The organism is Accumulibacter sp. (assembly GCF_023806635.1).
GTDB lineage: Bacteria > Pseudomonadota > Gammaproteobacteria > Burkholderiales > Rhodocyclaceae > Accumulibacter.
This window is the reverse complement of the sequence record NZ_JAMTDQ010000043.1, coordinates 51006-77510: the sequence shown is the minus strand read 5'-3', so window position 1 is coordinate 77510 and position 26505 is coordinate 51006. Positions and strand designations below refer to the sequence as shown.

Annotated in this window: 10 protein-coding genes and 3 pseudogenes; 8 read left to right on the top strand and 5 right to left on the bottom strand. The window is 68.2% G+C overall.

Annotation, left to right across the window (positions count from 1 at the left end):
- Window positions 1-43 precede the first annotated feature (43 nt).
- From NFW30_RS08210 to nosD, 4 genes are all read left to right on the top strand, one after another.
- Window positions 44-352 carry a c-type cytochrome gene (locus tag NFW30_RS08210; protein WP_295355068.1) on the top strand — a complete coding sequence of 103 codons (309 nt, stop codon included), beginning with the start codon at window positions 44-46 and terminating at the stop codon, window positions 350-352.
- Window positions 353-448: 96 nt separating this feature from the next.
- Window positions 449-1186, top strand: a complete 738-nt coding sequence (locus NFW30_RS08205) for a c-type cytochrome (RefSeq protein WP_295355066.1) — start codon at window positions 449-451, stop codon at window positions 1184-1186.
- 163 nt (window positions 1187-1349) lie between these two features.
- Entirely contained in the window at window positions 1350-2339 is a 990-nt protein-coding gene (locus NFW30_RS08200) for a hypothetical protein (RefSeq protein ID WP_295355064.1), read from the top strand.
- Between the two features lie 5 nt (window positions 2340-2344).
- A complete protein-coding gene (gene nosD, locus NFW30_RS08195; RefSeq protein ID WP_295355061.1) occupies window positions 2345-3760 on the top strand; it encodes a nitrous oxide reductase family maturation protein NosD in 1416 nt (471 codons plus the stop codon).
- Window positions 3761-3910: 150 nt separating this feature from the next.
- On the opposite strand, the gene NFW30_RS08190 is transcribed toward nosD, so the two are convergent.
- Window positions 3911-4516, bottom strand: a complete 606-nt coding sequence (locus NFW30_RS08190; RefSeq protein WP_295355059.1) for a cohesin domain-containing protein — start codon at window positions 4514-4516, stop codon at window positions 3911-3913.
- A gap of 70 nt (window positions 4517-4586) precedes the next feature.
- Window positions 4587-19352, bottom strand: a complete 14766-nt coding sequence (locus NFW30_RS08185) for a PKD domain-containing protein (RefSeq protein WP_295355056.1) — start codon at window positions 19350-19352, stop codon at window positions 4587-4589.
- Window positions 19353-19622: 270 nt separating this feature from the next.
- On the opposite strand from NFW30_RS08185, the pseudogene NFW30_RS08180 reads away from it, so the two are divergent.
- A pseudogene (locus NFW30_RS08180) lies at window positions 19623-19937 on the top strand (transposase domain-containing protein); the annotation flags it as partial.
- Between the two features lie 366 nt (window positions 19938-20303).
- Here NFW30_RS08180 and NFW30_RS08175 read toward each other — a convergent pair.
- From NFW30_RS08175 to NFW30_RS08165, 3 genes and pseudogenes are all read right to left on the bottom strand, one after another.
- Window positions 20304-20942 carry a sn-glycerol-3-phosphate transporter gene (locus NFW30_RS08175; RefSeq protein ID WP_295355053.1) on the bottom strand — a complete coding sequence of 213 codons (639 nt, stop codon included), beginning with the start codon at window positions 20940-20942 and terminating at the stop codon, window positions 20304-20306.
- Window positions 20943-21027: 85 nt separating this feature from the next.
- Window positions 21028-21762: pseudogene (locus NFW30_RS08170) on the bottom strand (IS66 family transposase); the annotation flags it as partial.
- A 7-nt stretch (window positions 21763-21769) separates the two neighbouring features.
- Window positions 21770-22631: pseudogene (locus tag NFW30_RS08165) on the bottom strand (ISAs1 family transposase); the annotation flags it as partial.
- A 914-nt stretch (window positions 22632-23545) separates the two neighbouring features.
- Between NFW30_RS08165 and NFW30_RS08160 the strand changes: the two are divergent.
- The 3 genes from NFW30_RS08160 to NFW30_RS08150 are packed head-to-tail and all read left to right on the top strand — an operon-like array spanning window position 23546 to window position 26180.
- Window positions 23546-25066 (top strand): class I adenylate-forming enzyme family protein, encoded by a 1521-nt coding sequence (locus NFW30_RS08160; protein ID WP_295355051.1) that lies wholly within the window; start codon window positions 23546-23548, stop codon window positions 25064-25066.
- Window positions 25063-25323, top strand: a complete 261-nt coding sequence (locus tag NFW30_RS08155; protein ID WP_287463987.1) for a phosphopantetheine-binding protein — start codon at window positions 25063-25065, stop codon at window positions 25321-25323. The genes NFW30_RS08160 and NFW30_RS08155 overlap by 4 nt, the downstream gene beginning before the upstream one ends.
- 41 nt (window positions 25324-25364) lie before the next feature.
- Entirely contained in the window at window positions 25365-26180 is an 816-nt protein-coding gene (locus NFW30_RS08150; protein WP_295355170.1) for an isocitrate lyase/PEP mutase family protein, read from the top strand.
- Window positions 26181-26505 lie beyond the last annotated feature (325 nt).

The following is a 26505-nucleotide window of genomic DNA, read 5'->3' as shown; positions in this document are numbered from 1 at the left end:
AGGTTTAGGCTGTTCCCCGTTTTCACATCAGGAAGGAACAACCATGAAGAGTGCGATGCCTGTGCTGCTGCTGGCCATTCTGGCAACGCCGGCGATGGCGGTCGACGGCGCCAAGCTGTATACGGAGAAGACCTGCAACGCCTGCCACGGTCCGGCCGGAACCAAGCCGCTGATGCCCGACTACCCGAAGATCGCCGGGCAGAACGCCAAGTACGCCGAACGGCAGATGCTCGACATCAAGAGCGGTGCGCGCGCCAACGGGAATTCGGCGGCGATGAAGGGCGTCATGCATCTGGTCAACGACGAGGAGATCAAGGCGCTGGCCGAGTACATCTCGAAGCTGAAGCCCTGATCCGCGACGCCGGCCCGACTTGACAATTATCAACGCCAGTGCGCGGGCCGGTTGCTAGATTGACGGCATCGTTTCGCAACCAACAGGGAGTTCGCAATGAAGAAGCTGATCCTGGCAGTGTCGCTGGCGGTGGTCGCCATGGCTGCCGTGCATGCCGGCCCGCCGGCGCCGAAGACGCAGGGTATCGAGAGCAAGGACTACAAGTGGAACGCCCAGGAAGGCGAAAAGATCGAGGCACTGAAGCTCAAGGGCGATCGCAAGCGTGGCGAGGAAGCCTATGAAGTCTGTGGTGCGTGCCATCTTCCTTCCGGTGCCGGCCGTCCCGACGGCACCTTCCCGCAGCTCGCCGGCCAGCACACCACCGTGCTGATCAAGCAGATGGCGGACATCCGCGCCGGCCTGCGCGACAACCCGACGATGTACCCGTTTGCGGCGACGCTCACCGATCCACAGGAGCTGGCCGACGTCGCCGCCTACATCGAGCAGCTCTGCATCCCGCTCGAGCACGGCAAGTACGACGGCAAGGACCTCGACAAGCAGCTCGCGACCGGCAAGGAACTCTACGAGAAGGAGTGCAAGGAGTGCCACGGCGCCAACGGCGAGGGAGTCAAGGACAAGTTCTACCCGGTGATCGCCGGCCAGCATTACAAGTACCTGCTGCGCCAGATGACCGAGATTCGCGATGGGCATCGGCGCAACGCCAACCCGGACATGGTGCGGATCATCAAGAAGTACAACAACGACCAGCTGGTCGCCATCTCGGCCTATCAGGCAAGCCTGGTGATGCCGGGCAACATGTGCAAGGCCAAGGCGGCACCAGCGAAGAAGAAGTAGAACTGGCGCCGAGCGCGTGCGCGGGACTTGCGCGCGCAAGCGACACCCGGCCCGCCGACCGCACATGCGGCGGGCCGACCAACAATGAATCACATGCTGCGGGTCGCCGGCTGGTGTCCGCCGGCCGCAGCCGGGGCAGTGTCCCCGCACGAGGATGGACAGAATGTCGGCAGGACCAGGCAGCAGGCAGAACGTGATCGTCGCGGCGCTGACGGCGCTGGCGATGGTGTTGATGATCGTCGCCTATTTCGCGCCGATCTGGTGGGTCTCGCTGACGGCGCCGAACTATCCGCCGGATGCCTTTCCCGACGGCATCCGCATCCACTTCCATTTCAACGGCGTCTTCAACGGCTGCAAGGCCGCCGGCAAGGGCACGCGGATGGCGAACGAGATCATCCAGAAGGATCTCTCGCACGAGGACGAGCGCTACAACCCGATCACCGACAAGGGCAAGGACATCGACAAGGGTGCGCAGGGGCTCGACTGCGTGCATGAGATGAACACCATCAACCACTATGTCGGCATGTTCCCGATCGCCACCGGCGCGCCGGTCGAGAAGCCGCTGGCCAAATTCTTCTTCGCCTTCTTCGCCGTCATGCTGCTTGCCTTCATGCTGCCTCGACGCAAGCAGCGGGTGTTCGTGCTGGCAGCCGGCTGCAGCCTCATCGCCGGCTGGATGCTGCTCGACCAATACGCCTTCGGCGCCCTGTCGGCGCATGTCGCGGATTACGTCAACGAGACCGGGACCTTCTTCAACGAGCCGGAGAAGATCCAGGTCTGGGGCGACAACGTCACGCGCATCACGCATGCGGTGATCGCCGGCACGCTCGTCGCGATGCTCGTCCTCGTCGTCGGCGTCGCCCGGCTGCGCGTCTTCTCGCTCCTGCTGGCGCTCGTTCCGGCGCTGCTGCCGATCTACTTCGTCATCACCTATGCCGGCTGGCTGTGGTTCTTCGGCCACAACCTGCATCCGTGGGGCGCCTTCACCGTCAAGCCCTTCATGCCGACGGTTTTCGGCGAAGGCAAGGTGGCGCAGTTCTCGACCTATTCCTACCCCTACTGGGGTTACGCGCTGCTCGTAGGCGTCATGCTCTGCCTGCTGCTGGCGCTGCTCATCCGCCGCAAGCAGATGCGTGAAGGAACGGCGGAGTAGGGGGGGTGTTCGGCCGCCTGCTCATCGCCGGCCTCGCCTGCGGCTTGGCCCTGGTCGTCGTCCCGACCCCCGGGGGGGCCGAGGATGCGCTGACCGCCCTGCGGCGCAGCGGCGCCGGTCGCGGCCCGGAGAGCGATGCCGGCGAGAGGCGCTTCGGCGACATGGCGGCGCCGGCTGCGGCCGGCTGGGGCAGCATCGACGAGAAAGTGACGATCCCGACGACCGGACGCGTCGCCGGCCTGCCGTTCCTGCAGGATCTCGTCAACACCGCGCCGGCCGGTTCGGTCCTCAAGCCGCCGGCAGGCGTTTACTCGGGTCCACTGGTGGTCGACAAGCCGCTGACCATCGATGGCGGCGGTGCGGTGACCATCGACGGCGGCGGCAAGGGGACGGTCGTCGTCCTGGCCGCCAGCGATTCCGCCCTGCGTGGCTTGCGGCTCGTCGGCTCGGGTGTGTCGCACGATTCCGATGACGCCTGCCTGAACGTCCGTGGCGACCGCAACCGCATCGAGAACCTGCAGATCGACGACTGCCTGTTCGGCATCGATCTCAAGAAGGCCAACGACAACGTCGTGCGCGGCAACCGAATCCGCTCCAAGCCCTTCGATCTCGGCACGCGTGGCGACAGCCTGCGCCTCTGGTACAGCCACCGCAACCTGATCGCCGACAACCTGATCGAGGATGCGCGCGACATGGTCGCCTGGTATTCGAACGACAACCGCTATCTCGACAACGTGGCGCGGCGCAGTCGCTACTCGATCCACTTCATGTTCGCCAGCAACAACCTGGTCGAGGGCAACCGCTTCCACGACAACGCCGTCGGCGTCTACGTCATGTACTCGGGCGGCGGCGCCATCCGCAACAACCTGTTCTCGCGCGCCAACGGGCCGACCGGCATGGCGGTCGGCTTCAAGGAGGCATCGGACGTGCTCGTCGAGGGCAACGAGATCATCTACTGCGCGATCGGCGTCGGCCTCGACATGTCGCCCTTCGAACCCGACAGCACGATCAGCATTCGCGGCAACCGCATTGCCTACAACGGTGTCGGCATCAGCTTCCTCGCCGACAAGGAAGGCACCGTGGTCGCCGGCAACACCTTCGAGGGCAACCTGTCGCAGGTGGCGATGGGCGATGCCGGCAGCGCCCGCAACAATGTCTGGCGCGGCAACTACTGGGACGACTACCAGGGCTTCGACCGCGACCGCGACGGACAGGGCGACCGGCCGCACGAGCTGTACGCCTACGCCGACCAGCTCTGGATGGCGATCCCCTACGCCCGCTTCTTCCGCAACGCGCCGGTGATGGAGATGCTCGACTTCCTCGAGCGCCTGGCCCCGTTCTCCACCCCGGTCCTGCTGCTGCGCGACCAGGATCCGGTTTTCGACAAGTCGCGGATGATCGAAGCGAAGCCCGCGGCCTGAGGCTAATACGGTGACAGTATACTAATTACGCCTTCTCAGGGCCCGAACCCGGAATTGGCTGCCATGGGGTTGGGTCCGCTCGCTGTTGCGGATTCGCCGGACCGCAGATCTCGGCTACCGCCGCCGCGGCAATGCGGCTCCCCTCCGTTCTCAGCCGGCGCGACGAGCGGCTCCTCCTCCGCGGCGGGGCACGCACAGCAGTGCCAGAGCAAGCCCGACCAGGGGCAGCGAGCCGGGCGAGGGGATGCTGCTGCCTGGCAGCACTTCGACGCGGGCGCTGCCTGGCGTCCCACTCGGTGACTGCTGGTCGCCCTGGGTGTCGGCGAGAACGATATCGGACAGGGTCAGGGTACTGATTCCCGGTGCATGGAGCGCGAAAGTCAGACTGGCGATGCTGCCTGCGAGCGGACCCGCGGTGCTGTCGAGTCCGCTGAAGGTCGGGTCGAGGAAGGTCGCTCTGATCCAGCCTGCGGGGCTTCCGAAGGGCAGTGCCCAGGCCCCCCACCGTGGGGTCAGCGAACCGTCCGCGCTACCGAGGTATTGCAGCACGTCCGGGGCATAGTTCAACACGAAGTCCATTCCCAGCAGGGTATCGCGGCCGTCAAGCGTGAGATTGACATCGACGACCACTTGCCCGCCTACTGTCCCGCTGGATGGCGTGGCGTGCAGCGAGAGGGCGTAGCCGGCCGCGGCGGGTGGCGAAAGGCCAACGGCTACGGCGGCCGCCAGCGGAGCAAGAATCGTGCGAGGGTTCATGGGTTGGGGTTCCTGGAAAGTCGATGGAAGCCCGCCGTGCGAGCGACGCGGGCGGGGGGCAAGGCCGCTCTCACAGCAACGTGATCCGCAGTGATGCGTTGGGGGACGCCTCGACGGGCCTCGCGAGGTTGGTCACGAAGGCAGCGACCCAGTTCGCGGAACGGCCCGGCGCCCGTGGCGCGGCCATCTGCGGCGCAACGCCAAGGCCGTCCCAGTATGGGCGGCTGGCCGCCAGCGGGGCAGGCTGGGGCGGTGCCGGCGCGGCTGCGGCTGTCGGCAGCGTGACGGCGATGCCCTGCGCTGCCGGAGCGCTCAGGAAGCCGCGCAGCCAGTCGCTGCTGGCGGGTGCCGCCGCCGCGGCCGCCGTGCCCTGCGTGGCGGCAGCGGTCGTCGCACCGCCGCCGCCGGCGTCGTCCTTCGCCACCGGTTCGGGGATGGTTCCGGGGTCGCCTGCGCTCGGCAGAGGAGGCTGCAGGGGCTGCACCGGAGAACCGGTCGCCGGTGCGCTGAACTCGGCCTGCCGCGACTGCAGCACCTGCGCGCCGCCCGGCTTGACCGAGGCGGCGGGCTCGTCGACGACGAGCGGCGCCGCGAAGGTGGTGGGTATCGCCGGGATCGCCGGGATCTCCGGACGATCGAGCGTGGCTGCGCCACCCTGAATCCACTTCGCCTCGGACAGAATGCGTGCCGTGTCGAGCACGTTGATCAGACCGTCGCCGGTGACGTCACCGACCAGCCGCGCGTCGACATTGCGGTAGGCAGCCAGCCCGCTGTCGCGACCGACCACCACCCTGCTGAGCGTGCTCACGTCGGCGTTGCTGATCGCGCCGTCGCCGTTGGTGTCGCCGAAACAGGCCACGACGGCGAACGCGTCGTCGGCGCGAGCCGCCAGGGCACCGCCGTTCAGCCTCAGGTTGAGCAGGTCGATGACATGGCTGGCGGCATGGGGGGCCGTCGCGGGAACATGGGCTGCCAGCGAGAGCAACTGCGCCGGACCGGCGGCAAGCGCGGCAGCGGTGATCCGCACGTGCAGACGGCCAGCCGCGCCGGTGACGTCGAGCACCGCGCCACCGTTCAGGCCGGCACCGCGCCGCACGCCGTCGATCACGAGCAGCGTCGGGTCGTAATCGAGGTCGAATTCAACCGTATCGACGCCGCTGCCTTCGGAAAGCGTGATCGGCAGGCCACTCCGCGTTGCCGGCACGTCTACCGGCTGCGCCGGTCCCCGAGCGAAGTCGGGCAGGCCCAGCGTCCGGCCGGCCGAAGCAGCGATGCTGAATTGCCGCGAGGCGTCGTCACCGGGCGTACCATCGCCATTGCCGTCGAGCGGCGCACCCTGCACGTCCTTGAAGGCATCGGCGCCGCTGCGCAGCGTCACGCTGTAGGTATCGGCGGCCAGTGGGCCACCGGTGGCGACGAAGCGAAGCACGCCGCCGGCCGGGTCGATCGCCATCGACCCCCTGACGACGCCACTCGCCGCACCCCGCAGCACCAGATCGGCCGGACCGTGGCCCGCTGCCGCGGCGTCGTACAGGTTGAGCGCCGACGCGTCGAGCGCCCGGTTGAAGAGCAGGTCGAAGCCGCTGTCCGTCGGTGTCAGCGCCAGCAGTTGCAGCGTCACGGGCACGACGTCGGCGACCGTGATCGTGAAGGTCTCGATGTCTTCGAGTGGCGGCTGGCCGTCGTCCGTCACCCGCAGCGTCAGGGTGAAGCTACCGGGGCCGTCGGCTGCCGATGGTATCCACGTGAACAGACCGGTCACGGGGTCGATGGCGGCCCCGGCCGGCGCGCCGGCGTCGAGGCTGTAACGCAGCTGGTTCGAGTCGCCGTCGACGTCGCTGGCGGTGGCGACGAGGTGCAGCAGGCTGCCTTCGTCGACCCGCTGCGACCCGATCGTGTCGAGTACCGGCGCATCGTTCACCGGCGTCACGGTGACGCGGACGGTCGCGACGTTGCTCGTCGCGCTCGCGTTGTAGAGGCCGTAGCTGAAGCTGTCGCTGCCGGACCAGTCGGCGAACGGCCGGTAGGTGATGCTCCCGTCGGTTTCGATCGTGACGCTGCCGTGCCCCGGTACAGCGAGCAATTCGATGTCGAACTGGCTGCCGGCCGGGTTCGCATCGTTGGCGAGGACGTCGATCGTCACCTGGCCATCTTCGGCCACGCTGGCGCCGTCGTCGAATGCCAGCAATGTTTCGATCGCTGGCAGCACCCGCACGCCCGAGAAGAACTCGGAGGCGCCACCATCCTTGTCGGTGACGACCCCGCGCACGGTCAGGATGCCCGCCGTGCCGAGCAGTGCCGGCGGCACGTCGACAGTCGCCGCGGTCGTGCCGCTGATCTCGAAGTCGCCGTCGTCGTCGAAATCGTAGGCGTAAGTGAAGCCGGCGGCTTCGTCCGCCGCCGACGCGTCACTGGCTGCCGTGAAGCTCACCGTCGCCGTGCCGCCCGGCGCGACCGGCCCGCTGGCGCCCTGTGTCGAGTTGCCGAGTTGCGCCAGCGGCGCCACGTTGCGCACGTCGACGTCGAGGGTCGTCGCATTGTCGAAGCTGCCATCCTCGTCGCTGAGCGTGACGGTGATGCGGCGCAGGGAAGCGCCGTCGTCGTAGGCGTGCGTGACGCCGAGTGTGGGCACGAGGCCGCTGGCGGACGCCGGCGGGGCGCTGACGGTCTGTACCGCCGAGCCGTCACCCCAGTCGATGCGGTAGGCGGTGACGGTGTCGTCGCCCGGGTCGTCCGGCGGCGCGATGCGCAACACGAAGTTGGCGCCCTCGTTGACCGCCACTGCCGTCGCGGCTGGCGGTGGACCGGCGAGCAGCCCGGCCGCGGTGCCGACGCCGCCGAGCGTGGTCCTGGGTGCCACGTTGCGCACGGTCAGGCTGTGCGCAACGTCGCAGGCGCCATCCTCGTCGGTCGCCGTGGCGACGACCTGCAGCGCCGTGCCGCCGCTGTCGTCGGCGTAGCGGTGCGCAGCGGTCCTGGCGTTGCCGCGCAGCGTCTCGGTGTTGCCATCGCCCCAGTCGATCTGCCAGCCGAGCAGCGTATCGGCGCCGGGGTCGCTGGCGGCGAGCGTGAGCGCGAACACGGCACCCTCGTCAACCGTCGTCGGACCCGAAACGATCAGTGCGGGCGCCACGTTGGCGACTGTGACCGGCTTGCTCGCCCGATGGATCCCGTCCTCGTCCTGCGCCGTGACGCTGATCGTCAGCGCCCCGTCGTCGGCGAAGACGTGCGTCCGGTCGGCGGTCGGCGCGTCGACGACTTCCTGCATGCCGTCGCCCCAGTCGATCGTCCAGCGGCGGATGGTGTCGCTGCCCGGGTCGCTGGCGGCCAGCGTCAGGCGGTAGGGCTGGCCTTCGCTGGTGACGGCGGCGCCGTCCAGCGTCAGCGTCGGCGCGACCTCGTTCACGCGCACGCCGGTCCACGCTTCGAATGAGGCACCGTCCTTGTCGAAGACGACGGCACGCACGGCGTGCACACCGGCATCGTTCAGGTAGCTGGCCGGCACCTCGATTCCGGCCGGCGCCAGCGGCATCAAGGGGGTATCGAGCTGGCCGTCGTCGTCGAAGTCAAAGGCGACGGTGTAGCCGGCAGCCCGGTCGGTTGCCGACGGATCGTCCACGTCGCTGAAGTGGACGCTCGCCGTGCCGCCCTCGTCGATGGCCGCAGCAGGCGCCTGCGTCGAGTTGCCCAGCCGCGCGGTCGGTGCGGCGTTCAGTACCGTCAGCAGCACGCTGCCGGTCATCGTGTCGATGCCGGGTCCGCCGCTGCCGTCACCATAGACGACCTCTGCAGCGATCGGATGGCTGGCGGGGCCGTCGTCGAGGCCGAGGGCCGCCAGGTCGGCAGCGCCGAGCAGCAGGTCGCCGCCGACCGGCCGCCCATGTCTGGCTTCGTCGCCGAAGACGCCGTCGCCGTCGAGATCCCAGCGCACGTTCGTCGGGTTGCCGGCGACCGCAGCGCGCAGCGTGACCCCCTGGCCCTCGACGATCTGCAGCGGCACCGCCGTGCCGACGCTGCCGATCGCCGGCGCGCCCGGGCGCACCGTCACTTCCGGACCGGCCGCGGCATAGCCCGGTGTCGCCGGTGGATCGCCGAATGCGCCGCCGCCGTCCTCATCGGATGTGACGACGATCGGCGTGAAGCGGCCCGGCACGAGATAGACATGGCTTGCCTGCCTGGTGTCGCTCGGCAGCAGCGCGGTCCTCGAGCCGTCGCCCCAGTCGACCGACCAGCCAGCGATCCGGTCATCGCCCGGGTCGCTGGCTGAGAAGGCGAGCGTGAAGGGCAGGCCGAGTTCGGCGGTCGCGGTCGTCTCACCGGCTGCCACCGTCAGTGCCGGCGGCACATTCACGATCGTCAGGCGCGCGGCATCGGTGGTCACATGGCCGGCGCTGTCGGTCACCTCGAGCGTGATCTCGCAGCTGCCGTCGTCGCCGAGGCCCAGCGCCTGCAGCGCGCCCCAGGTCAGCGTCGGCGATGTGCCCGACGCGTCGTCGAACAGGCCGTCACCGTTGAGATCCCAGCGTTCGCCGACGATGCTCGTGCCGGTCGCCGCCGAGGTGCTGCCTGCCAGGGTGAGGGTGCCGCCTTCGACGATCGCGTACGGTCCGCCGGCGTCCGCTGCCGACCGCTGGAAGCCGGGAATCGCCTCGACCGCGACATAGGAGAGCGTGCCGAAGCCCGCCGCGTCGACCCGGATCGACCCGTCGGGCGTCAGCGGGGTCGGCGGATCGATGGCGCCGCCGCCGGTACTGAACAGCAGCGTGTCGGCGGCGGACCCGCCGTCGAGCGTGATCGTCGCCGCTGCCGGGAGTCTTTCGCCGGCGATCTGCACCGTATCGTCACCGTCGCCGAGCTGCAGCGTGAAGGCGTTGCCGTCGGCCAGCTCACGCACCACGACCTGGTCGTCGCCCTCGCCGGCGTCGACGGTCAGCGTCAGCGTGCCGGCGGTGTCGGAGCGCACACTGATGCGGTCGTCGCCGCTGCCGCTGGCGACAGTCGTCGCGCTGCCGAGGTTGAGCAGGTCGACCGCGTCGAAACCGTCGCCGGTGTCGATCGCGAGCGCCGCGACCGCCGCCGGATCGATCTGGTGGATCGCATCGTCGTGAGCGCCGGTGGCGAGCGTCAGGCCCTCGATCCCCGCGAAGTGGACGGTGAAGTGCCCCGCATCGAGGGCCGCAGCGGCGACCGGCACGAACCTGGCGAGGCCGCCGTTGCCGGTGCCGAAGCCGTGTTCGGAGGCGACGTAGACGGTGCCGTCGTCGGCCCGCGCCAGCGCGGCCGGTGAGGCCAGCCCCGGCCCGCTGCGCAGGATCTGGGCGAACTGCAGCATCCCGGTCACGGGGTCGCGGACGAAGGTCGTCAGCGTGTTGCTGGCGCGGCCGCTGCTCAGCACGTAGAGCCGCGTTCCGTCGGCGCCGGGCAGCAGGTCGGCAGCGCCGGCCAGGCCGCGGACGCCGGCCACGTTCTCCTCCAGCTTCTGCACCAGCGTCAGTGCCGGGCTGCCGAAGGCGCGCTCGAACACCTGCAGGCGGCCGTCCGCGCCGGCGACATAGACCTGCTCGTGCAGCCCGTCGCTGCTGGCGGCGACGGTGAGCACGCGGGCGGCGGTGATGCCGGTCTGCCCGCCGGGCTCCGACAGGTCGCTCGCGGCGAGCAGGCGCAGCTCGTCGTGGCCTGCGACGTAGAGAAACTCGCCGTCGCTGCTGTAGGCGAGGTCGGTCGTGCCGCCGAGCGGTGCGCTGTCACCGGGGCTCAACCGGCCGGCATCCGGTCCCGCGGTCTGGCGCAGGTATTGCACGATGCCGTCCGGGCCGGCGACGACCAACTGGTCGGCGCCGACCGGCCGCAGCGCGATGTGGTCGAAGACCGACTGGCCGGCAGCGGGGGCGAGCGCTTCGACGAAGCTCAGATTGCCATTCGCGTCGCGCGCGAAGACCGAGACCGTCTGGTCGCCGCGGCTGGCGACGTAGACGTTCGCTCCATCCGCACTGCCGGCGACGGCGCTCGCGCCACCCAGCGTCGTCGCACCGTCGACGCCGTCGGTGATGTGCTGGCGGACGCTGAAATCCGCCGAGTTGACGACCAGCAGTGCGTCCTGCTGCGGGTTGACGGCGTAGATCTGGTCACCGGCGACCGCCAGCGCGTTCAGGCCGGCAATCGTCGGTGCAGCCGGCTGCAGCGAGATGTATTCCACCTGATCGTCGACCAGGCTGCACTGCTGCAGGCCATGGACGCTGCCGATCGGGCCACCGACCGTCGCATTGACCTCGATCGCAGTATCGGGGATCAAGGTCGCCCACACCTCGTGGCCGTTGAGCACGCCGAGCCGCACATCGGGCCCGAGACCGTTGACGCGCAGATCCTTGACAAAGGACGCGGCTGAGCCGGCCGCTGCGACGCCGAGCATCGGCGTGCGCAGTTCGTCGTCGCCGAGGTTGATGAACAGCAGCATGTCGAAGCCGTCGTACTCGTCGTCGTAGCCGGCCGGTCCGCGATCGAGGCGGACGACGGCGGCGACGGCATGGTCCGGCGCGGCGGCGGTCAGTGCGGCAAAATCGGCCGCCGTGACACCGTTCAGCAGTCCGTAGGCTTCGGCACCGCCGCGCAGCCCGGCGATCAGCGGCGTCGCCTGCGTACCCGCCAGGAAAGGATTGGCGCGCTGCTGCCGCACCGGTGCGAAGGTCTCGAGCGCCGTGCCGACGAGCGCTGCGTTCAGGCTGACGGCGTTGTACTCGAGCAGGTAGCGGCCGCTCTCGCCACTGGCCGTGCCGCCGGCGCCGCCGGAAGTGTCGACCGTGAACGCACCGTCCGAGGTGAGGACAGAGCCGGAGAGCTTGATCGTGCCGCCGGCACCCGCGGCGCCTGCCGCGCCCGAGCCGCCGCTGCCGCCGAGGCCGCCCGAGCCGCCACTGCCACCAGCGCCGCCGCCGCCGCCGAGCCCACCGTACCAGGTGCCGAAGAACCAGCTCGACTCGCGGCCGCTGTGGATGTAGTCGTTGCGCCCCGCGTTCTGGCCACTGTTGAGCAAGGCATCGCGCCCTTCGTTGATGCCGGCGTTGTAGCCCTGGTTTGTCGCTGCTTGGCCGGAAGCCCCCTGGGCCTGCAGGCGCGACGCGGTGCCGATGACGATGTGGCCACGGGCGACGACTTCGACGGCTCCGCCACCACCACCGCCCGCTCCGCCGGCGCCGCCGTCGCCGCCGTCGCCGCCGTCACCCCCGCGACCGCCGTCGCCACCATCTCCACCGCGACCGCCATGCACCTCGTCACCGAGAAAGGCGTTGTAGCCTTCGCCGCCGCCGCCACCACCGCCACCACTGGAGCCGCCGCCACCACCACTGCCACCGGAGCCTGCTCCGCCACCGCCGCCGCCACCGCCACCACCACCACCCGAGATCAGTGCCTCCGATCCCGTGTTGCTGCCTGCCAAGCCGCCGCAGCCGGCGCTGCCCGGGTTGCCGGGCACGCTCTCGCCGGCCAGTCCGCTGCCACCGTCGCCGCCTGCCCCGCCGTCGCCGCCATTGCCGCTTCCGGGAGCACCGCTGCTGCCGTAGCGGCCGTCGTCGTCGCTTCCCAGCCCCAGCCCGCTCGGGCTGCCGCCGGCACCGCCGCTGCCGCCGATCCCGGAACTCCCGGCTGCATTCACTCCTGGCGCGCCGGTCCACCCCGGTGTGCCGTAGCTGCCACCGCTGCCGCGCGTTCCGTTGGTTCCGTGCGCACCCCAATCGCCGGCCTCACCCCACTCGATCGTCCCGGAGTAGTAGCTGCCCCCACCGATGCCGCCGGAACCCCCGGCGCCACCGCTGCCGCCGTCGCCGCCGGCGCCACCATTGCCACCGTTACCAGCGCCGCCGCCGCCGCCGCCGGCGCCACCATTGCCACCGTTACCAGCGCCGCCGCCGCCGCCGCCGCCCGGACCGGCCACGGGGCCGACGAGCATCGACGAAATCGTCGTCTGCGTCACCGACAGCGCTCCCTCGTCGTCGAGCACCGTGTCGCTGAAGAAGTGGCTGCCGGGGCGATCGATGTCGGTGAACAGCTCGACCGTCCTGCTGCCATGGATCAGGTAGACGTCGAGGTCGCGCGTCAGCGGATGGCTGATGTCGACGGTCACGTTCACGTCCTTGACCGTGCCGAGGTTGCCCAGGGCGACCGACGAGTTCAATACCCCGGACGAGCCGATCAGTGGCCGATCGGGAATGGTGCCGCCGCCGCCACGCTGCGTGAAGACTTCGCCGGTGCTCAGCGTGATCGTCAGCGCCCAGTCGTTCAGCCAGCCGGCGTCACGGTAGGCGTCGTCCTGGACCTGCAGGGTCCAGATTCCGGCCACGTTCTCATTGTCGAAGGCCGCGAGCGAGCCCTCGGGCCGGAACCCGCCGCCGGCCGACGCATCCAGGACCACCCCGTCGCCGACGAGGACGTCGTTCGTCGCCCACAGCGACAGGCCGAAGTCGCCGACGACGTCGATCGTCGTGCTCGCCGGAATCACCAGGTCGCCGTCGAAGCGGAACTGGCGCACGTCGTTGAGCAGCACTGTTGCGAAGACCGGATTCGTCTGCCCGGTGGCGTCGAGCGACGCGCCGGAGGGGCGGCCATTGATCGTCGCATTCGTCGTGTCGATCGTGACGACGCCACCGCCGTTGGCGAGCAGAATCGATTGCGGGATGGACGCCAGCGGCTCGCCGCGCGCGATCAGTTCGGCGCCGAGGGCGAGGTTGTCGATCAGCACGGCGCCGTCGGCTACCCAGTCGAGGCGCGCCAGGCTGCCGAAGCCGGCCGGGTCGAACGATACCGTGCGGCTGGCGGTGCCGGCAGCCGGGTCGACGGTGACGACGACGGGTACGGCGACCGGCTGGTCGTTCTCGTCGTAGCCGGTGAAGCGGACCGTCCGCATGCCGGCGGTCAGCGCCGACAGGTCGATGCGGTCGACGCTGAACTTCCCGCCGGCGAGTTCGCTGCGCAGGCTGGCGCTGCCGACCAGCAGCGCCGGGCTCGGGCTGCCGGCAGGTTCGCGCGCGAGCACACTGCCGGCAGCCGCAGTGACGACGAAGCCGTCTTCGCGGTAGCTCGCCGCGCCGGCGGCCAGTGCGTCGAAATCGATCACGTTGCGCAGTCCGCGCAGGTCGCTGGCGACGCCGTCGCGCACGAGCAGCACCGGTTCGGCAACCACCTCGATGCGGTCGCCGTCGATGGTGGCGTCGACCGGGTTGCTGCTCGTCGCCACCGTCAGCAGGTCGGACGCACCGCTACCGGCACGCAACAGCAGCTGGCCGGCGGCGTCGGCGTAGGCGATCGGCGCGCCATTGCCGAGCAGCCTGCCGTCGATGAGCTGCCAGTCGACGGGGTCGTCATGGCCGTGGTTGTCGACCTCGAGGGTCTCGACGCCGGCGAGATCCAGTTGGTCGATCAGGCCGGCATGAACCGGCGCTTCGGGTGCACCGGCGATATCGAGGACGACCCGATCCTGCCCGCTGTCGCCGAGTACCTGCGTCGCCGATCCAATACGGCGAATCGTCACCTGGTCATCACCACCGCCCATGTCGGCTGTCACGGCGATGGCGTCGAGCGTGGCATCGATGAGCAGTCCGTCGCTGCTGCTGCCGAAGCGCAGCCGGGCTGCGTCGAAGCCGACGAAGGCGGCATCGATCACCGGGCCGAGGCCGCTGAGCTGCCCGCTGTCGCCGCTACCGCCGAGGACGGCGCCGGTGATCGCCGCCGCGGCGCCGTTGACGTCGAAGCTGACGGTGTCGAGGCCTTCGCCGGCGCCGATCGTCAGTGTCGTACCGGCCAGGACCGTGATCTCGTCGTCACCGCCACCGAGGTCGATCGTCGCGCCGGCTGTGGCGCTGCGCACGAGTACCCGGTCAGCGCGGCCACCTGTCGTCGCATCGGTGCGCAGCGTCGTCGCGATCGCGGTGTCGACCAGCGTCAGCTCGTCGGCGCCGTTGCCCAGCGTCAGCGCGAGCGATTCGAAGCCAGCGAAATCGATCCCGCCTGCGGCGCCCATGCCAAAGCCGCGGATCCGACCGATATCGACGACACCGGGCTCGGCTGCGGCCAGATGGGCGGTGTCGTCGATCGTCAGCGCGTCGTCGCCACTGCCGCCCTGCAGTTGCAGCGTCGCCGAGATGTCGGTCAGGTCGCGGCGCAGGGCGGCGTCGGCAGGCCGCGAGTCGCCGACCGTCACGAGGTCGGCGCCGCCACGCAGGTCGACCGTCGCCGGGATCCACAGCGCGCCGACACGCAGCGTGTCGGCTCCATCGCCGAGCGCGAGCTCGATTCGCCTGGCGCCGATCGTCTGCAGCAGCAGCGGAGCATCAGCCCCCGGCGCGCCCGCGCGCAGCGTGTCGTCGGCGAGCTGCCAGTCGGTGGCGGCGATGTTGCCGGTGTTCTCGAAGATGACGACTTCGGCCGCCGTCGTCACCAGGCTCGGTCCGCCGGCCGTACCGGGCGGCGTCCCGTCGAGGCTGGCGACGACGAGATCGTCGCCAGCCCCGCTGTCGACCAGCACGCGCCGCGACAGCGCGGGTGCCTCGACGCGGTCGTTGCCGCGGCCGAGGCGCAGCCCGACGGTGTCGACAGCCGCGTCACAGCGGATCGCTCCGCCACTGCCAAGCCCGCTGATCGCCCCTGCGGCGACGGTCACGACTGCATCGGCGACCTCGGCGCTGGCGTCGACGAGCAGCCGCTGGTCGCTGCCGTCGCTGCCGAGAACCTCGATGCTCGCGGCGATGCCGGCCAGCGTGCCATCCTTGCCGATGGTCACGCTGTCATGGTCGCCGGCGAACTGGACCGTCGTCGGGCCCGCCAGGCCCTGCAGAGCGATCGTGTCTGGCCGTGCGCCGGCGATGATCGCCACCGGCCCGGCGATCGTGCTGCCGACGCTGAGCGAGTTGCCGCCGAAATCGGAGCCGAGTTCGAGCCGGAGCGACTCGACATCGGCCAGGCGCAGGCGGTCGTCGATCGCGCCGCCGGTAGCGGCCTGGCGCGCGACCAGCAGTTCGTCCGCGAAGAGCTGCAGGGTGGTCACGCCGTCGATCAGCTTGCCGTCACTCGTGATGCGCAGGCTGTCGGTTCCGTCGCCACCGTCGAGCAGGGCGTTGTCGTAGACCGTGGTGAGCGTGTCGTCGCCGGTGCCGCCCGCGAGCGTCACGCCGATCAGCTCCGAGGCGTCGATGCCGGCGCTGCCGGGGGCGAGCGTCAGCGTGTCGTTGCCGCCGAGACCGTCGAAGAGCAGCGTGTCGCGCGCCGGCCGGCTGTTGATGACGAAGAAGCGGCTGTCGCGACCGGCCGACTGGTCGCGCAACTGGATGATCGGCCGGGAAATCTCGACGCTCGTGCCGCCGGTCGGATCGGCGCCGAGATCGGTGCGGTCGAAGCTGGCAAACACGCCCTCGACGCTCAGCGTGTCGTCGCCGGCCGTGCCGGCGAAGACGACACGGTCGCTGTCGAGGCTGCTGACCGGCTCGTCGGCTGCCTTGAGGTCGATCGCCAGCAGCGTCAGGCCGGTGCCGTCGATGTCGCCGACGGTCACGAGGTCGGAGCCGCGGCCGGCGTTGACCGACAGACGCTCGATGTCGCCGAGTCGCAGCGTCTCGCTCGGTGTGCTGCCGTCGCCAACCTGCAGGCGTGGTGTCCAGCCGCTGCCGTCGGCGACCTTGTCGATCGCCAGCACGTCGCTGCGCACCGTGCCGCTGACGGTGAGCGCGTCGCTGGCGGCCGGGTCGGGCGCTTCGGAGAGGATGTCGCTGCCCTGGCCGGGGCTCCAGTCGTAGGTGTCGCTGCCGCTGCCGCCGCCGAGCTCGTCGTCGCCACTGCCGCCGGCAAGCCGGTCGTCGCCGGCGCCACCGCGCAGCGTGTCGCGGCCGGCCCCGCCACTCAAGCGGTCGTCGCCGTCGCCACCGTCGAGCAGGTCGTCGCTCGCGCCGCCGATGAGCCGGTCGTTGCCGCTGCCGCCGTGCAGTGTGGCGGCGCCGCTACCGGCGCTGGACAGTTCGTCGTTGCCGGCATCACCGCGCAACTCGACCGGCGAGCCCACCGTCCGGTCGACGACGATCGAGTCGTCGCCGCTGCCGCCGTGGCCGACGATGCGCTTGACGCCGCGGAAGGTTTGCTGCGCACGCTCGACCCGATTGCCGGATCCATCGGGCACCAGGAACTTGACGACGATCGTCTCGCCACCGGCGGGATCGGAGGCGTCCGTCAGGCCGTTCGACCGGATGCTGAAACCCTCGTCGATGACGCTGTCGGTACCGGCGCGATTGACGTCGGTGTTGACCCGCCGCTGGGCGGTGTCACCCATGAAGAGGTTCAGGGTGCCATCGCCACCCAGTTCACCGAGCACGGGCGGGTTCACCCGTACTCCGGCGAGCACCTCGGCGTCACTCAACTGGTAGACGTTGAAGTCGTAGATGTTGGCCTGCACCAGCGTCCAGGTTTCGTCGACCAGGACGATCTTGAACGGCCAGAAGCCGACCGCCATGAAGACGAAGGCCTCGAGCCCCGCATACAGCGCGCCTGACTGGTTGGTGACACCCACCGGGTTGGCCTCGTGGGCGAGTGCCAGCTCGTTGAGGCGGACACGTCCGTCGTAGGTGAAGGGTGATGTCGGCACCTCGGGGAGGTAGCTGCCCTCGAGCATGCCATGGATGTAATCGAACTGTGCCGGGGACTGCGGTTCGGGCAGGTCGTTGAGGTCGATCCAGACCTGGGTGTCGAAGAACGCGCGCACTCCGGCCTGAAACTCGGCGACGTAGAGGTCGGGCCCGATCGCCGCGCCGGCGGTCATCTGGGCCGACAGCTTGAGCTCGGGCTGGTCGAAATCGTGATCACCGTCGGGGACGTGCTCCGGCGGTGTGCCGGCGCTCAGGTCGTTCGGATCGGCGCCGATGTGGTCGTCGAAGTAGAGACCGTCGGCCAGGCGATGCACGTTGTCGCGCACGCTCTGCTGCAGCGCCGCGTCGCTCGAAAAATCGAGGCTGCGGGTCAGCAGGTTGGCGCCGAACAGGTCGTAGCCGACGTCGAGGTCGAGCGCCGCCTGGAAGGTCAGCGCGAGCTCGACCTCGAGAATCGGGAGTGCCGGGATCGGGAACTGTTTCTTGAACGTATAGCCGAGGTTGAATTCGAAGCCAACCTCGACCAGCGACGCCGTGGTCTTGCCCTGCAGCATGCCGAGCACGGCCGTCGGGTCGTTCAGGAACGGAAACGAGAGGTTGCCGTTGATGTCGGAGAAGACATTGTCGAAGGTCTGGTTGCCGTCCTGGACCTTCCTGAGGGCATCGGGATAGGGGTTCTCCTTCGTCAGCTCGATCTTGCGCTCGACATCCGCCGGATCATCATCGGCACGGCCGGACTGCGTCAGCTGCATGCCGAAGTCGCCGAGGTCGACCGTCTGCGGCAGCCCCTCGCCGATCGGCTTCAGGTCGAGGAAGACATCGACGACGCCGAGCACCTGCTTCGCGGCGACCAGGCGGGCGAGTTGCGAGTCCTTCTGCTGCTGCGTCAGGCTGGGGTCGAGGTAGGTGGCGGTGATGCCGAGGTCGATCGGGGTGATCGAGCCGTAGCCGACGGCCTGGCCGATGTCGCTGAGCACGGGGATCGGGAAGGTGAGGAAGTCGACGATCGGTTTCAGTGGCTTCAGCGCCGTCTGGATCGCCTTGACCGTCGGGTCGAAGAACTCGGAGAAGAAGGTCCCGAGGTCCAGCCGAACGCTCTCATAGTCGATGGCGATCGGATTGCCGAACGAATCGCCCGCCGTGTCGGCGGCGGTGAAGACCTGCGCGATGTGGACATCGGCCTCGACGGCGAGGTTGAAGACCCGGTCGGATTCGGTGACGACGGCGAAGTCGGGCACCATCGCGGCGTCGACATCGAGGTGGATGTCGGCGGCGCCGGTGACGGCGGCGTCGACGACGAGTGCCGGGATCTCGGTCAGCGTCAGCCGCCGGTCGGCGCCACCACCGGCGACATCGATGTCGAATCTGCCGCTGAAGCGGCTCGGCAGCGGCGCCACGGGGCCGCCGGCCGCGCCCGGATCGCCCTCGTCGCGCCGGATCAGCGCGCCGAAGATGCCCGCCGTCCCCTTGGCAGCGAGTACGCCATCGTCGCCGCCGTCGAGGAGGGCAACGACATTCTCGAGTTGCAGTTCGTTCGCCGACGTCGAATCGATGTAGAACGACGAGCGGCCCTGCGCGTCCTCGTCGACTCCGAAGACGAGCTTGAAGCGCCAGTCGAAGCCCAGGTCCACCTCGTCGTGAGTGCCGAGTCGTGCCGCGATCAGCGGATCCTCACCAAGCGCGAGGTCGAGATCGATGCGCTCGTCCGCACTGCCGGCGAGTGTCAGCGAAAACTCGTAGTGACTCTGGTCCGCGTTCGTCGCGACGTCGATCCGGGCGTCCTCGATCAGGTCGCCGAGTGAAGCCGCGAGGGCGTCCTTGACGGCCTCGGGCGTCACCCGTTCGCCTGGCGGCGTCGGGAGGGAGAAGTTGCGCAGCGCGGCGGCGATACGGCCGGCGATGTCGCCGGACTCGATCGTGGCCAGCTGCGTGCCGATCAGCGGTATCGGCGCGGTGAACACATCGCTGTCGAGGCGCGTCTGCACCGCATCGAAGTAGCTGCTCAGGCCAGCCGCGTCAACGACAGCCAAGTCCGCCGACAGCAGCATCCGCGGCTCGAGGGCCTCGAAGACGAGGCCCTCACGACTCTGCGCTGGCGGCGCCGGCTGCCGGTCCGCCGGCCGGGCCCGCCGCCGGAGTCGGCGCAACAAGCGGCTCAGCCGGCCGATCAAGGCGTCGCCAGACCACGACGCACGCGGGCCGGCTTGCTGGCGCTTCATTTTGCTGCCGCTGCTGCTCACGACTCACTCCGCCAAAGGAGAGGGCGATCCGCCATCATCCAGGAACAGGATGCTCAACCATGATAGTCCAAATGTCTTTGGCTTGCCGGTGCGTTTCGCTGGCCGGCATGCGGATGGAGCCGCGCTCCTGCGGGCAAATCCGGTGTGCGACCGGCAGCCGGCGAATGACGGGTCGAGGCGCGGCAGGACAAAATCGGAAGCAGGTTACCCCGCAGCACGACTCCATCCCCGCGAGCGCGGGGGAAGTTCAAAGTGTTTCTCACCGACCCGGACGTGCCGGTCGATACGAATCATCTCGAGCGGGCCCTGCGCGTGATTCCGATGGGTCGCCGCAACTGGATGTTCTGCTGGACCGAACTCGGTGCCCGGCACGTCGGCATCCTGCAAAGCCTGATCGTCACCTGTCGGCTGCACGACATCAACCCGTATGACTATCTGGTCGATGTCCTGCAACGCGTCGGACAGCACCCGGCCGACCGCGTCCACGAACGCACGCCCCGCTGCTGGAAAGCGCTCTTCGCCGCCAACCCGCTGCGCTCTCCCTTGCACCGGCAGGCTCCATAGGCAGGACGAACGCCGCAGGGTTACCGGTCACCTACCGGTCGCCGAAAACGCCGCTGGCCGGTGCCATGCCGACGCTTCTCTGCCGGCCCCGAACGGCAGAGGGCGAATTGGCTCTCCCGGTGCGCGCGGTCACGACGTGGCTCTTCCCCGAGGACGCGCAGCGACCGCGCCGAGCGGCTTCAGCTCGGGGACGAGATCAGCGGGTGGTGATCCTGCGCTGCGAACTCCCGGGTACCGCCTGCGCATCATCGCCGGTACCTGCTCCAATTGGCACACCCACGGGTCGCTCACCCGCATCGCAGCCGATCGCAGAACTCGTCGGGCCAGCGCCACAACCAGAAGCCAAAGCAGACGGCAGCTTCGCCGTCATGGCAGGGTCACCCCGAGCGTCAACATGGCTCCCGCGGCGCCGATCAGCACGAGCTCGCTGCACAGCCGCTGGTAGCAATAGCCAACCGCCGGAATGATGGCCGGCGCGTAGCCGGAACCGTTGAAGGGAATCTTGTCCTGATACTCCCCTTTGTAGCCGTGCACGACACCCGCGGCAACCTTGAGGTAAAGTTGCTGCAGCGAGTCGATGGGTCGCCAGAGCAGGCCGGCAAAGACGAACTGGGATGACTGATTGAAAGAATTGTCGAAGTATGACCCGCCGACAAAGATTTGCCCCTCCAGCCACCTCTGCGGCAACCGCCATTCCGCATAGAGCAGCTTCTGCGAGTCGTTGTGCTCGTCGTCGGGATGAAAATGCGCCGTGTATAGACTCGTCTGGAAATAGAAGCGATCACTCGCCCTAGATTCCGGCGCGCCCCCGCCGGGAGTGTCAGTGACGCCAGCGGCGGCAACTGGCGCATCGGCAGCATCCGCCGCCAGTGCCGGCATCGCCAGCAGAAGACACGCGCCGGCGAGTAGCCCGCGAGCCACCTCCTGCCTGTGGTTTCTTTGCCAGCGGCGGCCAGCGTCGCCGAACTTCGCCGGCATGTGTACAACGACTGCGGTGAGCACCATGACCCCTCCGGTGGGACGACGAGGTGACATCTCCTCGGAAGGCGCATTATAGGTGTAACCGGTAGCCCTGCGGCGTTCGCCGCGCCTATGGAGCCTGGCGGTACAAGGGAGAGCGCAGCGGGTTGGCGGCGAAGAGTACCTTCCAGCAGCGGGGCGTGCGTTCGTGGACGCGGTCGGCCGGGTGCTGTCCGACGCGTTGCAGGACATCGACCAGATAGTCATACGGGTTGATGTCGTGCAGCCGACAGGTGACGATCAGGCTTTGCAGGATGCCGACGTGCCGGGCACCGAGTTCGGTCCAGCAGAACATCCAGTTGCGGCGACCCATCGGAATCACGCGCAGGGCCCGCTCGAGATGATTCGTATCGATCGGCACGTCCGGGTCGGTAAGAAACACTTCCAGTCCAAAGCGGCGGTCGCGGGCATAGGCCAGCGCCTTGGTCAGCGGATTGCTCGACAGCAGACCCTGCGCCGCGAACCGTTCATCGATCCAGGCGAAGAAGCGCTCGACGACCGGCTTGGCATGCGCCAGCCGATGATCCTTCCTGCACTCGCCACCCAGCCCGGCCTGGCGGATGTCTTCCTCGACCTGATACAACTCGCCGATCAGCGCCAGCGCCTCGGCTCCGGCTGCCGGTTCGGCGGCCTGCGCCTCGAAGAAGCCACGACGGGTATCCGCCCAGCATTGGGCATGGGTGATCCCGGTCTTCGCCGCGTAGTGGGCATAGGCGTGGTAGCCATCCGACAGCAGCACCGCTCGCTCGGCCGGCGTCAGCCCCAGCGCCGCCTCGACGTGCTTGATCTCGCGACTCTCGAAGAAGGGGGCAGTGGCTTCGGACGGACGCAGCCTGTTGCTCGGCGGTCAGTTCGCCAGAGCTGATGCAGTGGCGCCGCTCGAAGCTGGATTCGTTGTTGCCGACCTGGCGCAGGGAGTCGACCAAGCCGATCGTCCGGCACTTGGGCCAATCAGTCAGATCAACGATACCGTGCGCCGGCAGAACCGAGGCAACGTGTCCGACGATTCGACCACGGGACTTGCAGGCGAGCCCGTGATGTTCCACTGTGTCGCAACCAGACTGGTCAATGAAATCGGTATCGAGTCCTCATGCAGCGTCGGCTGGTTGCCTTTGACCGGCAGCAGGTAGTCCCCCCTTGATCCGTGGTCTGGCGGGCAATGCTCTTCGGGCGTCCCATGGCATCGATGGAGACCAGCAACCCGTTGAGATACAGCGCCTTGAGCAGTTCCGGGATCGCCGTGATCTGATTGCTCTTGCTGGCCACCTTTTCCTGCCCCAGCACGATGCCCAACTCGGTCGCGAAGGCACTGACCATGTAAATCGCCGTCTCACCGCCGCTGCCCGAACCGCGCACCGTCTTGCCGTCGACCGCAACACCGCCTCTCAGAGCGCCAACGACCCCGACCACCCAGCGGCGGAATGCGACCGCGAACTGCTTTGGGTTCAGCGCTCGGAAGATCCGCAGAAGCGTCTCCTCGGAGGGGATGCCGTTGTTCAGCACCAGGGACTTGCGCAACCTCGGCTCCTTCGTTCGTCCCCAGTCCGCGATGTCTTCAATGGTGTCACAATCGGACGGCGCCGTTGCCATCGCGTTCACCAGCATCTCTGCGAAGTCATTCAGCGTTCGGTGGCTCGGTTTGCGTGGATCCTCCACTTCCTTCAAGCAGCACATCAGGCTTGCCCCCTTCGTCACCATCATTTCGGTCGCCCACGAGACGAGAGTAGACGGATTCGACAAGGGTTTACAAGCCATCTGCATTCCGCGTCAGCGTCGGCTTGCGGACGACTCCTCGCCGTGTGGGATGGCGGACGCCCTCGACGGCGGCGGCGAACGTCGCGGCAAGGCGCGGCGCAAAGCGGGCCAGCAGTTGTTTCAGTTCCCGGAACCGGGAACGGATCGCTACCATGGACGCTTCACTCCACGAACGAATGGGCTCCTGCCAGCCTGGCTGGCGGTACGGCGATGGGTCACTCCGTCGTGGCCTGCGAAGGGAAAGGCAGGCGCGGACAAGCCGGCATTATGGAAGCAACCGCGCCAATTCTCCAGCGGGCCGCACGCTGCCGGCGCCCCTTGTTCCTGGCAGGCTCACTCGGTGGAGGCAGGAGACGACGACCTCCGCTCCGCATGTCGATCATGCCCGGAAGAACTGCCCATCAAAAGCAACTGGCCAGACGGAAAGCCAGGCGGCTTGACGCAGCGCCATGACCCCGTGACCGCGGAGGTCCTCTCGTCCAGCGGCCGAATCACGGCATTGGCCTGGTGCGTGGCGAGCCGGCGAGATCAGCGGGCCTCCTGCTGACGATTGCGGCAAGACCGTGGAAACGCTACCATACGCCATGCGCATCAAGGGAACGACACTGAATGGAGGGGCACCGAGACGTTGCACGTCGCCGCCGGTCATCCCTCTGGAGTGCCTTGTACGGCCCGGCCAGCTGCCTGTCGCGGATGGCCTGGCATCTGCTGCCATCCTTGCCTCGCTTTGTCCGCAGACAGTGGTGGCGCACCGCAGTCCCGACGCAGGCGGGACGACTCTCCGTTTGTCCTGACGGTAACGATCGCCGCATTGGCGCGAAGGAGCGAGCGAAATGTTCTTGGATCTGGGTGTGGGAAACCTGGCGGAGCCAGTCAGTGGGCGGGCATGGAGCCAGTCCGAGATTGCTCGCCAAGTGGCGCGACGGGTTGCCCGCTTCACACGCTGTGGATTGTCCCGAGGAGACCGGGTCTTCCTGCCATTCGGGAATAGCCTCGAGTTTTTTGCCGAGTTGCTGGCAATCTGGAAGTTGGGGGCCTGCGCGGTACCGATCGACTCGCGCCTGACGGCATTCGAGATCCGGACCCTGGTTTCGGCGGCACTTCCCAGATTGGCTGTCGTCGATCACCTGACCGAAGCGGCTGTCGCCGAGGCGCTGGCTGACGCGGGCGTGCCTGTTGTGGAGACGACACAGGCAGGTGACGAGGAGGCGACCGCCGGCTTCAGCCAGCTCGACGATGACGCGCTGATTCTGTTCACCTCCGGCTCGACGGGAGCACCGAAGGGGGTCGTCCACACCCATCGCTCGTTGCGCGCGCGCTGGATGGGGCTGCGCGACCACCTCGGCGTTGCCCCTTTCGCCCGCACGCTCTGCCTGCTGCCGACGCACTTTGGCCACGGCCTGATCTGCAATTGCCTGTTCCCGTGGCTTTCCGGCATGGATCTGTTCGTCACCCCGCCCTTCCGCCCGGAGATCATCATCCGGCTCGGTCAGATGATCGATGACCACCGGATCACCTTTCTGTCGTCGGTGCCTGCGGTCTGGAAGCTGGCGACCAGACTGTCCAAGCCGCCGCAGGCAGGGACCCTGCAACGTGTCCATTGTGGCTCGGCCCCGCTGTCGGCACACGCATGGGAGGAAATCCGTGCCTGGACGGGTACGCGCCAGGTCTGCAATTCCTACGGGATCACCGAGACCGGCAGTTGGGTCGCGGGCCTTGGCAATGCCGATTGCGCTGCCGAAGACGGTCTGATCGGCGCAGGTTGGGGCGCGATCATCAAGGTGCTGCACACCGCCGACACGACGCGGCCGCTCGTTCCGGAAGACGAATGCCTGCCCGGGGAATCGGGTTTTGTCTGGCTCAATACTCCGGCACTGATGAAAGGCTACTTCCAGCGTGACGACCTGACAGCCCTGGCCGTTCGCGACGGCTGGTTCCTGACTGGCGACATCGGCTTTCTCGATGAACACGGCAGGCTGGTGTTGCGAGGCCGTGAGCGGGACGAGATCAACAGGGGCGGAATGAAGATCTACCCCTCTGACGTGGATACGGTCGTCGAACGTTTCGAAGGGGCGAGCGATGTCTGCACCTTCGCACTGGATGACGAGGTCTACGGGCAGGCAGTCGGGATGGCGGTCGTCCTGACCAATTCGGAAAGCGCGACGATCCAGGCCCTGCACAGTTGGATGAGGTCGCAACTCGCCGAGCACAAGATGCCGATGCGCTGGTGGCTTGTGGACGAAATCCCCCGCACCTCCCGCGGCAAGATCAATCGCGACGCCGTCAAGGCGGCCTGCGCCGGGCTGACGCCGCTCGATCTGGCGCATGTCCTTGCCGGGGAGATGAGCGGATGAGCGGCGATAGCGAGCAGCGTCTGCAGGATCTCATCGTTTACCTGCGCACGATCCAGAAGCCCAACAAACCGATCGAGAGCGTCGGCGTCCATGACAACCTGTTCGCCTCCGGCCTGCTCGATTCGCTGGCAATCGTGCAGATCGTCCTCTATCTCGAGAAGACATACGGAATCGACATTTCCGCCGGCGGTTTCGACCCTGAACGGCTCTCGACGATGGCCAGCATCGTTGACCTGATCGACAAGGCCAACCCGTGAATACACAAGCATTGCGCACGACCTCTTCGCCGGGAGTTCGTCTGCGGGAGTCGATCGCGAACAGCCACATCCTACCCTTCATCGGGGTTTACGATGTCTTCTCCGCCGCCCTGGCCGGCCGCCACTTCGACAGCCTGTTCGTCAGCGGATTTGGCTTTGCGGCCAGCAACTACGGACTGCCCGACATCGGCTTCATCACTTGGACCGACATCGTCGCCTACGTGCAGCGCTTGCGTACCGTGCTGCCGACGCACAACCTGCTGGTCGACATCGATGACGGCTACTGCGACCCCGAGGTGGCCTGCCACGTCGTGTCGGTACTCGAAGCTGTTGGCGCCTCGGGGGTCGTGCTCGAAGACCAGAAGAGGCCTCGCCGCTGTGGGCATTTCGAGGGCAAGCAGATCATGCCTCTCGATGAATACCTGGCCAAGCTGCGCGCCGTCCTGGCGACAAGACGCGACATGCTGGTCATCGCGCGTACGGATGTGGGAGAGCTGGATGAGATTCGGCAGCGCGTCGAAGCCTTTGCCGCGGCCGGCGCGGATGCCGTGCTGGTTGATGGGCTGACCAGCCTCGAGGTTGTTCGCGAACTATCACGAGTGGTCGACCGGCCTTTCTGCTTCAATCAGATCGCTGGCGGGAAGTCGCCACCCTGCACCCAGGACGAACTTCACGATGCCGGGGTTTCGCTGGTGATTTACAGCACACCCTGCCTGTTCGCGGCCCAGGCAGCCATCGAAGATGCCATGCTCGATCTCAAGGCGCGTGACGGCACCCTCGCCGGCAGCCGGATCGGGGTCAAGGACTGCACGCAGATCCTGACGGAGAATCTGGCGAGACGGGATGCACGTCCGTAGGATTGGCTCCTGCCCGGGTATCGGCCGCTGGCGTGCTCCGCAATCGCCACCACGTACCGGCGCGCGCTTCCCTCCGCAGGCTGGCTCTGACAGCCACGCGACCGCCGGCGGTCCATCCTCGGCTTCTTCCCGTGCAGTGCCCTGCATTCTGCCACCCGCCCAACAGGCTCCGACCGCTGGCTGCCGCTACCGGGGATGTCGCCGGAGCGAACCGATCACCCGGATGACCGCTTGCCAACCGTCCATCTTCTTCTGAGCATCCCAAGGCCGCCGATCGCGCCGACGGCGTTCCATAAAAGGCAAATGCTTGCGATCTTGTTTCTTG

What these genes read in the sequence shown, in the direction of transcription:
- NFW30_RS08210 (WP_295355068.1), top strand. Translation starts at nt 44, where the DNA reads ATGAAGAGTGCGATGCCTGTGCTGCTGCTGGCCATTCTGGCAACGCCG.
- NFW30_RS08205 (WP_295355066.1), top strand. Translation starts at nt 449, where the DNA reads ATGAAGAAGCTGATCCTGGCAGTGTCGCTGGCGGTGGTCGCCATGGCT.
- NFW30_RS08200 (WP_295355064.1), top strand. Translation starts at nt 1,350, where the DNA reads ATGTCGGCAGGACCAGGCAGCAGGCAGAACGTGATCGTCGCGGCGCTG.
- NFW30_RS08190 (WP_295355059.1), bottom strand. Translation starts at nt 4,516, where the DNA reads ATGAACCCTCGCACGATTCTTGCTCCGCTGGCGGCCGCCGTAGCCGTT.
- NFW30_RS08185 (WP_295355056.1), bottom strand. Translation starts at nt 19,352, where the DNA reads ATGAAGCGCCAGCAAGCCGGCCCGCGTGCGTCGTGGTCTGGCGACGCC.
- NFW30_RS08175 (WP_295355053.1), bottom strand. Translation starts at nt 20,942, where the DNA reads ATGGTGCTCACCGCAGTCGTTGTACACATGCCGGCGAAGTTCGGCGAC.
- NFW30_RS08160 (WP_295355051.1), top strand. Translation starts at nt 23,546, where the DNA reads ATGTTCTTGGATCTGGGTGTGGGAAACCTGGCGGAGCCAGTCAGTGGG.
- NFW30_RS08155 (WP_287463987.1), top strand. Translation starts at nt 25,063, where the DNA reads ATGAGCGGCGATAGCGAGCAGCGTCTGCAGGATCTCATCGTTTACCTG.